General features: G+C 73.1%; 9 protein-coding genes. All 9 read right to left on the bottom strand.

Annotated features, from left to right (window positions below; all coding sequences use genetic code 11):
- Positions 1–89: 89 nt before the first annotated feature.
- A complete protein-coding gene (locus tag ECOMGDLI_RS03365) occupies positions 90–749 on the bottom strand; it encodes an acVLRF1 family peptidyl-tRNA hydrolase (protein ID WP_088313666.1) in 660 nt (219 codons plus the stop codon).
- A gap of 337 nt (positions 750–1,086) precedes the next feature.
- Complete coding sequence (locus ECOMGDLI_RS03360) at positions 1,087–1,521, bottom strand: metal-sulfur cluster assembly factor (RefSeq protein WP_369812708.1); 435 nt, start codon at positions 1,519–1,521, stop codon at positions 1,087–1,089.
- The gene (gene sufU / locus ECOMGDLI_RS03355) at positions 1,410–1,949 is read right to left on the bottom strand and encodes a Fe-S cluster assembly sulfur transfer protein SufU (protein ID WP_088313672.1); all 540 of its coding nucleotides are present in this window, start codon (positions 1,947–1,949) and stop codon (positions 1,410–1,412) included. The genes ECOMGDLI_RS03360 and sufU overlap by 112 nt, the downstream gene beginning before the upstream one ends.
- Entirely contained in the window at positions 1,949–3,250 is a 1,302-nt protein-coding gene (locus ECOMGDLI_RS03350) for a SufS family cysteine desulfurase (RefSeq protein WP_233153297.1), read from the bottom strand. Before ECOMGDLI_RS03350 ends, sufU begins: the two co-directional genes overlap by 1 nt.
- A gap of 21 nt (positions 3,251–3,271) precedes the next feature.
- The gene (gene sufC, locus ECOMGDLI_RS03345) at positions 3,272–4,039 is read right to left on the bottom strand and encodes a Fe-S cluster assembly ATPase SufC (RefSeq protein WP_088313657.1); all 768 of its coding nucleotides are present in this window, start codon (positions 4,037–4,039) and stop codon (positions 3,272–3,274) included.
- A gap of 5 nt (positions 4,040–4,044) precedes the next feature.
- On the bottom strand, positions 4,045–4,395 hold the full coding sequence (locus tag ECOMGDLI_RS03340) for a non-heme iron oxygenase ferredoxin subunit (RefSeq protein ID WP_088313654.1): 351 nt from the start codon (positions 4,393–4,395) through the stop codon (positions 4,045–4,047).
- Positions 4,392–5,693, bottom strand: coding sequence for a Fe-S cluster assembly protein SufD (sufD, locus tag ECOMGDLI_RS03335; RefSeq protein WP_088313651.1), 1,302 nt, complete (start codon positions 5,691–5,693; stop codon positions 4,392–4,394). The genes ECOMGDLI_RS03340 and sufD overlap by 4 nt, the downstream gene beginning before the upstream one ends.
- Complete coding sequence (gene sufB / locus ECOMGDLI_RS03330; RefSeq protein ID WP_088313648.1) at positions 5,693–7,105, bottom strand: Fe-S cluster assembly protein SufB; 1,413 nt, start codon at positions 7,103–7,105, stop codon at positions 5,693–5,695. Before sufB ends, sufD begins: the two co-directional genes overlap by 1 nt.
- Positions 7,102–7,848 (bottom strand): helix-turn-helix domain-containing protein, encoded by a 747-nt coding sequence (locus ECOMGDLI_RS03325; protein ID WP_088313669.1) that lies wholly within the window; start codon positions 7,846–7,848, stop codon positions 7,102–7,104. Before ECOMGDLI_RS03325 ends, sufB begins: the two co-directional genes overlap by 4 nt.
- Positions 7,849–7,857 lie beyond the last annotated feature (9 nt).

Genomic DNA, 7,857 nt, shown 5'->3' with positions numbered 1-7,857 from the left:
CGCCCCCCGCTCATGCTCACGGTGGGTACCGTTCCGGGCCGTCGCGCGGCTCCGGAACGGTACGCGGCGCGAGCATGAGCGGGGTGGGGTCAGGGCTCGGAGAGGTGGACCGTGACCGAGCGGACGTGCTCGGGGAGCGCCTTGACGACGTCCGAGCGGGGGTCGCCGACGGCGAGGTGCGGGCCACGGGGCAGCGTCCCCAGCACCCGCAGCCGGGGGTCGGCGAGCACCCGGTCGACGAGCGTCCGGTCGCCGCCGGTGACGACGGCGTCGTAGGACGCCCCGCCGGGGTCGAGCACCCGGGCGGCGTGGTCGGCGGTCGCCCGCACAAGGTCGTCGGTCTGGTTCTCGCGCCGCCGCGCGAAGCGCTGCTGGGACCAGCCGCCGGCGGCCGTCCGGCCCTGCACGTACCGGGTGCCGACCTTGGACGCGCCGACCCCGTCCGGGCCGACGACCGCGCACGCGTAGCCGCCGCGCCGGGCGAGGACGGCGGCGACCCGACGCGGGCGGAGCACCCGGGCGGTGAGGGCCGCGACGAGGTCGTCGACGGGCGTGCCGGCGGGGAGGGCGTCGTCGGCGAGGTCGTCGTCCGGGAACGGCGGGGAGAGCAGTGCCGTCGTCCCGTCCTCGGCGGTGAGCAGGACGCCGCCGCGGGCCACGACGGCGTGGACCTCGCCGTGCCGCTCGCGGACGCCGGCCACCCAGCGGGGCAGGCGTCGCGCGTCGACGGTGAAGGTGCGGTCGCTCACCCGGGGATCGTCTCGCTCACGCGTCCATCGTCTCGCGCCGGCCCGGGCAGGGCCGGGTGAGGCCGGCGGCGGACGGTCACGAGGACGCCCCTCTCCCGTGCCACGTGCCGCCGCCGGCCCGGCGGTGGTCCCGGACCGCCCCGCCCGGCTCCGCCCGCCGCCGGTCCGCCCGGAGGGGCAGGACCTGCAGCCATCCACGGTCCGGCGCGCGCCGAGGCGCCGCACCGGCCCCGAGCACGGTGGACGCCGACACGCTACGCCGCCGCAGCGCTGATCGGAACGATGCGGGGCGAACTGTCACAAGGAGCACCGGCCCCGTCATCCGGGGCGGCGCGGGTCAGACGTTGAAGCCCAGCGCCCGGAGCTGCTCGCGGCCGTCGTCCGTGATCTTGTCCGGGCCCCACGGCGGCATCCAGACCCAGTTGATCCGCATCCCGGCCACGAGGCCGTCGAGGGCCTGCTGCGCCTGGTCCTCGATGACGTCGGTCAGCGGGCAGGCCGCGGACGTGAGCGTCATGTCGATGACCGCGTGGTTGTTCTGGTCGATCGTCACGCCGTAGATGAGGCCGAGGTCCACGACGTTGATGCCGAGCTCGGGGTCGACGACGTCGCGCAGCGCCTCCTCGACGTCGAGGACGTTGGCGGGCGTCTGGGTCTCGCTCATGCGTTCTCCTGGTCGGTCGTCGTGCTGACTGCGGGCGGACCCGGTTGCGGTGAGGCCTCGAACAGGTCCGCGACCGCCCTGGACAACGCGTCCTCGAACGCCGTCCATCCCAACATGGCGCACTTCACGCGGTTCGCGTGCCGGCCGACGCCGGCGAAGGCCGCGGCGTCGCCGAGGACCTCCTCGTCCGGCTCGACCTGGCCGCGGGACCGGATCATCGTGCGGAACTCCTCGACGAGGCCGGTCGCCTCGGGGACCGGCCGGCCGACGACGAGCTCGTGGAGCACGGACGTCGAGGCCTGGCTGATCGAGCAGCCCTCCCCCGTCCACGCGACGTCGGCGACGACGGGCGCCGCGCTGCCGTCCGGTGCCGTCGCGACGACCGCGCGCAGGGTGACCTCGTCACCGCAGAGCGGGTTGTACTGGTGGCTGTCCGCGGACGCCGCACCCGCGCCGGCGTCCCGCAGGCCGAAGCCGTGCTTCGCCTTCGCGTGGTCGAGGATGATCTGCTGGTAGAGCTGGTCGAGCCCGGACATCACGCCGCTCCGAAGTAGTCGCGGACCCGCCCGAGGGTCTCGACGAACGCGTCGACCTCGGCGGTGGTCGAGTACAGGTAGACGCTCGCCCGGGTGCTCGCGGTCGCGCCGTAGCGGCGGTGCACCGGCTGCGCGCAGTGGTGGCCGACCCGGACGGCGATCCCCTCGTTGTCGAGGAACTGCCCGACGTCGTGCGGGTGGACGCCCTCGACGACGACGCTCACCGCCCCGACCCGGTCCCGGGCCGTCGTCGGGCCGAGCACGCGGACCCCGGGCACGCCCGCGACGCCGGCGAGCAACCGCTCCGTGAGCATGTGCTCGTGCGCCGCGATGCGGTCCATCCCGAGCGCGGACAGGTGGTCGACGGCGGCGTGCCAGGCGATCGCCTGGCTCACCGGCGGGGTCCCGGCCTCGAAGCGCTGGGGCGGCTCGCGGAAGGTCGTCGACTCCATGGTGACCTTCTCGACCATCGAGCCGCCCGTGATGACCGGCGGCAGCGCGGCGAGCACCTCGCGGCGGCCGGCCAGTGCGCCGATCCCCGTCGGGCCGAGCATCTTGTGCGCCGAGAAGACGGCGAGGTCGACGCCGAGGGCCCGCAGGTCGACCGGGAAGTGCGGCACGGACTGGCACGCGTCGAGGACGGTCAGCGCACCGACCGCCTTCGCCGCCGCGACGAGCCGCGGCACCGGGTTCACCGTGCCGAGGACGTTCGAGGCGTGGGTGAACGCGAGCACCTTCGTGCGCGCGGTGACGACCCGCTCGAGGTCGCCGAGGTCGAGGCGACCGTCGTCGTCGAGCCCGATCCAGCGCAGCGTCGCCCCGGTGCGCGCGCATGCCTGCTGCCACGGGACGAGGTTCGCGTGGTGCTCCATCTCGGTGACGACGACCTCGTCGCCGGCCCGCAGCGCGAGCGGCCCCGGCGCGCCGATCCCGTAGTGGGACAGGCCCAGCGCGACGATGTTGAGGCCCTCGGTCGCGTTCCGGGTCCAGACGAGCTCGTCGTCGTCGAGCCCGACGAAGCCGGCGACCGCGGACCGGGCGTCCTCGTAGGCCTGCGTCGCCTCCTCGGCGAGCGTGTGCGCACCGCGGTGGACGGCGGCGTTCGAGCGGGTCAGGTAGTCGCGCTCGGCGTCGAGGACGCTGTCCGGACGCTGCGACGTCGCCCCGGAGTCCAGGTACGCCAGGGCGTGCCCGGCCCCCACCGTGCGGGAGAGCACGGGGAAGCGGGCCCGGACGGCCGCGACCTCGTCGTCCGAGAACGCCGATGCACCGCCCGGGTCACCGACCCGGGCGGTGTCCACCGCTGGTGCTGACATCGGTGCTCAGGCCCCCGTGGTCGCCGGCGTCGTGAAGCGGTCGTAGCCCTCGGCCTCGAGGCGGTCGGCGAGCTCGGGACCGCCCTGCTCGACGATCCGGCCGTCGACGAAGACGTGCACGAAGTCCGGCTGGATGTAGCGCAGGATGCGGGTGTAGTGCGTGATGAGCAGCGCACCGACCTCGCCGCCGGCGAGGACGCGGTTGACGCCCTCGGAGACGACCTTGAGGGCGTCGACGTCGAGGCCGGAGTCGGTCTCGTCGAGGACGGCGATCCGCGGCTTGAGGAGCTCCATCTGGAGGATCTCGTTGCGCTTCTTCTCACCGCCGGAGAAGCCCTCGTTGACGTTGCGCTCGGCGAAGGAGGAGTCCATCTTCAGACCCTCCATCGCGCTGCGGACGTCCTTGACCCACGTGCGGAGCTTGGGGGCCTCGCCGTCGATCGCGGTCTTCGCGGTCCGCAGGAAGTTCGAGTTCGTCACGCCGGGGATCTCGACCGGGTACTGCATGGCGAGGAAGAGCCCGGCCCGGGCCCGCTCGTCGACGCTCATGGCGAGGACGTCCTCGCCGTCGAGCGTCACGGTGCCGCCCGTGACGGTGTACTTCGGGTGGCCCGCGATCGAGTAGGCGAGCGTGGACTTGCCCGAGCCGTTGGGGCCCATGATCGCGTGGGTCTCGCCCGCGCGGACCGTGAGGGTGACGCCGCGGAGGATCTCCTTGGCGCCCTGCTCGGTCTCGACGGAGACGTGGAGGTCCCGGATCTCGAGGACGGACATCGGGTTCAGCTCTCCTTCGCGGCGGTGTCGCCGGCGTTGATCGTGGTGGTGACGTCGACGAGCACGTCGTCGCCGTCGAGGGTCAGGGAGTAGACGGGCACCGGGCGGATCGCCGGCAGCGACGTCGGCCGGCCGGTCCGCAGGTCGAACCGCGAGCCGTGCAGCCAGCACTCGATCGAGCAGTCGTCGACCTCGCCCTCGGCGAGGGAGACGTCGGCGTGGGTGCAGGTGTCCCCGATGGCGTGCAGCCCGCCCTCGCTGTCGCGCACGACGGCGACGGGGACCCCTTCGAGGAGCACGCGCAGTGCGCCGGACGCCGGGATGTCAGCGGCCGCGCAGGCCTTCTGCAGGCTCACGCGCCCGCCCCCACCAACGCCATCGAGCGCTCGAGCTCGGCCTCGATGGCCGCGTTGAGCCGCTCCTCGATCTGCGGGACGCCGATCTTCTGGATGAGCTCGTTGAAGAAGCCGCGGACGACGAGCCGCCGGGCCTGCGCCTCGGTGATGCCGCGCGACTGCAGGTAGAACAGCTGCTCGTCGTCGAAGCGGCCGGTCGCGCTCGCGTGGCCGGCGCCGACGATCTCGCCCGTCTCGATCTCGAGGTTCGGGACCGAGTCGGCGCGGGCGCCGTCGGTGAGCACGAGGTTGCGGTTGAGCTCGTAGGTCTGCGTGCCCTCGGCCGCGGCCCGGATGAGCACGTCGCCGATCCAGACCGTGTGCGCCGACTCGCCCTGCAGCGCGCCCTTGTAGACGACGTTGCTCGTGCAGTGCGGCACCGCGTGGTCGACGAAGAGCCGGTGCTCGAGGTGCTGGCCGGCGTCCGCGAAGTACAGCCCGACGAGCTCGACCTCGCCGCCGGGGCCGGAGAACGAGGCGGTCGGCGAGATCCGGACGACGTCGCCGCCGAGGCTCACGACGACGTGCCGCAGCTTGGCGTCCCGGCCGACGACGGCGCGCTGCGCGGACAGGTGCACCGCGTCGTCCGCCCAGTCCTGGATGGACACGACCGTGAGGTCCGCGCCGTCCGCGACGTCGATCTCGACGTTCGCGGAGACGGTGGCCGAGCCACGGTGGTCCAGGACGACGATGCCGCGCGAGTGGTGCTCCGCGACGACGAGGACGTGCGCGTAGCCCAGCCCGCCCTGCCCCTCGACGGTGACCGTCGTCGGGGCAGGCGCGTCGAGCTCGGCGGGCACCGTGACGACGAGGGCCTTCGCGAACGAGGCCCAGGCCTGCGCCGCGGCGCGGTCCTCGGGCACGCCGACCCGGCCCAGCCGGGCGTCGCCGCGCTCGACGAGCTCGGTCCGGACGCCGTCCGCGGCGTCGATCGTCACCGCGCTCGGCGTCCCGGACGCCTCGGCGCCCGCGTGCAGGCCGCGCAGACGCGCCAGCGGGGTGAACCGCCAGTTCTCCTCGCGGCCCGTCGGGACCGGGAAGTCCGCGGGGTCGAAGCTGGAGAGCCAGCCCGCCCGGGACTGCACCGGCACCGGGTCCCCGGGCGCGTTGCCGTGGCTGTGCGCGACGAAGCCGTGCTGGTCCTGCCCCGGGCCGGACAGGCCCGGGGTGCCGGCGGCGGCCGCCTCGTGGAGCGCCTCGACGGCCGAGGACTCGGCGCCGGGTGCGGTGGGTTCGGTCGTGTCCGTGCTGGCTGCCATCAGCCGACGGCCCCTTCCATCTGCAGCTCGATGAGTCGGTTGAGCTCGAGCGCGTACTCCATCGGCAGCTCGCGCGCGATGGGCTCGACGAAGCCACGGACGATCATCGCCATGGCCTCCTCCTCGCTCAGACCACGGGACATGAGGTAGAAGAGCTGGTCCTCGCTCACCTTGGACACCGTCGCCTCGTGCCCCATGGACACGTCGTCCTCGCGGACGTCGACGTACGGGTAGGTGTCGGACCGGCTGATCGTGTCGACGAGCAGCGCGTCGCAACGCACCGTCGAGGCGGAGTGGTGGGCGCCCTCGAGGACCTGGACGAGGCCCCGGTAGGACGTCCGGCCGCCACCGCGCGCGACGGACTTGGAGATGATCGAGGACGACGTGTGCGGTGCCGCGTGGACCATCTTCGCGCCGGCGTCCTGGTGCTGGCCCTCGCCCGCGAAGGCGATGGACAGCGTCTCGCCCTTGGCGTGCTCCCCCATGAGGAAGATCGCCGGGTACTTCATCGTCACCTTGGAGCCGATGTTGCCGTCGACCCACTCCATCGTCGCGCCCGCGGCCGCCGTGGCCCGCTTCGTCACGAGGTTGTAGACGTTGTTCGACCAGTTCTGGATCGTCGTGTACCGGACGCGGGCGTCCTTCTTGACGATGATCTCGACGACGGCCGAGTGCAGCGAGTCCGACTTGTAGATCGGCGCCGTGCAGCCCTCGACGTAGTGCACGTACGAGCCCTCGTCGGCGATGATCAGGGTGCGCTCGAACTGGCCCATGTTCTCGGTGTTGATCCGGAAGTAGGCCTGCAGCGGGATCTCGACGTGGACGCCCTTGGGCACGTAGATGAACGAGCCGCCCGACCACACCGAGGTGTTGAGCGCAGCGAACTTGTTGTCCCCCACCGGGATGACGGACGCGAAGTGCTCCTTGAAGAGCTCCGGGTACTCGCGCAGGCCGGTGTCGGTGTCGACGAAGATGACGCCCTGGCGCTCGAGCTCCTCGTTGATCTGGTGGTAGACCACCTCGGACTCGTACTGCGCGGCGACACCGGCGACGAGGCGCTGCTTCTCGGCCTCCGGGATGCCCAGGCGGTCGTAGGTGTTCTTGATGTCGTCGGGGAGGTCCTCCCACGACGTCGCCTGCTTCTCGGTCGACCGCACGAAGTACTTGATCGTGTCGAAGTCGATCCCGGACAGGTCGGAGCCCCAGCCCGGCATGGGCTTCTTGTCGAACAGGCGAAGGCCCTTGAGCCGCAGGTCGAGCATCCACTGCGGCTCGTTCTTCAGCGCCGAGATGTTGCGGACGACCTCCTCGGAGATCCCGCGGCGGGCGGTGGCGCCGGCGGAGTCCGGGTCGGCCCATCCGTACTCGTAGCGGCCCAGCCCCTCGAGCTCGGGGCGTGCGACGGAGGTCATCGGGTGGTCCTCTCCTGAGGCGATGTCGGGACGTGCTGCGGTGCGATCTGGACGATGACGGGGCCGGTCGGGACATGGGTCGTGCAGACGTGCTCGCCGTGCGCCAGGGTCGCCAGGCGCTGGACGTGCACCCCGAGCAGCCGCGAGAAGGCCTCGGTCTCGGCCTCGCACAGCTGCGGGAACTCGCGTGCGACGTGCTGCACGGGGCAGTGCCCCTGGCACAGCTGGGTGCCGACCGTCGTGTCCCCGACAGCGACGTCCCGCGTGCTCGCGGCGTAGCCCTCGGCGGACAGTACGCCCGCCAGGGCGCGGGCCCGGGCCTGGGGGTCCTCCCCCGCGGCGTCGACCACGGCGGCGTAGCGCCGCTCGAGGTCGGCGACCCGGTCGTCGGCGAACTGCTTGACGGCGTCGTCCCCGGCGACGTCCCGCAGGAAGCGCAGGGCGGACGACGCGAGGGCGTCGTAGCCCGTCGCCATCGCCGCGTGCCCGACGTCGGTGAGGACGAACCGGCGGGCAGGCCGGCCGCGGCCGCGGGGGCCGCCGGCCGGGGTCTCGTGGACCGCGACGTGCCCGTCCTCGAGGAGGACGTCCAGGTGGCGACGGACGGCGGCCGGGGTGAGACCGAGGCAGCTCGCGAGCTCGGCGGCGGTCACCGGGCCGCGCTCGAGCACCTCACGGCAGACCCGGTCGCGGGTGCGCTCGTCGGACTCGAGCTCGACGGGCGGTGCGGCGACGACGGGCAGGGGGGCGGG

This window comes from Kineosporia sp. R_H_3 (genome assembly GCF_002198675.1).
Classification (GTDB): domain Bacteria; phylum Actinomycetota; class Actinomycetes; order Actinomycetales; family Kineosporiaceae; genus R-H-3.
This window is presented reverse-complemented; position numbering and strand designations above follow the sequence as displayed.

Excerpts from the sequence above, each read along its gene's own strand:
- ECOMGDLI_RS03360 (WP_369812708.1), bottom strand. The coding sequence starts at position 1,521 with ATGGACGGCGTTCGAGGACGCGTTGTCCAGGGCGGTCGCGGACCTGTT.
- sufU (WP_088313672.1), bottom strand. The coding sequence starts at position 1,949 with ATGTCCGGGCTCGACCAGCTCTACCAGCAGATCATCCTCGACCACGCG.
- sufC (WP_088313657.1), bottom strand. The coding sequence starts at position 4,039 with ATGTCCGTCCTCGAGATCCGGGACCTCCACGTCTCCGTCGAGACCGAG.
- sufD (WP_088313651.1), bottom strand. The coding sequence starts at position 5,693 with ATGGCAGCCAGCACGGACACGACCGAACCCACCGCACCCGGCGCCGAG.
- sufB (WP_088313648.1), bottom strand. The coding sequence starts at position 7,105 with ATGACCTCCGTCGCACGCCCCGAGCTCGAGGGGCTGGGCCGCTACGAG.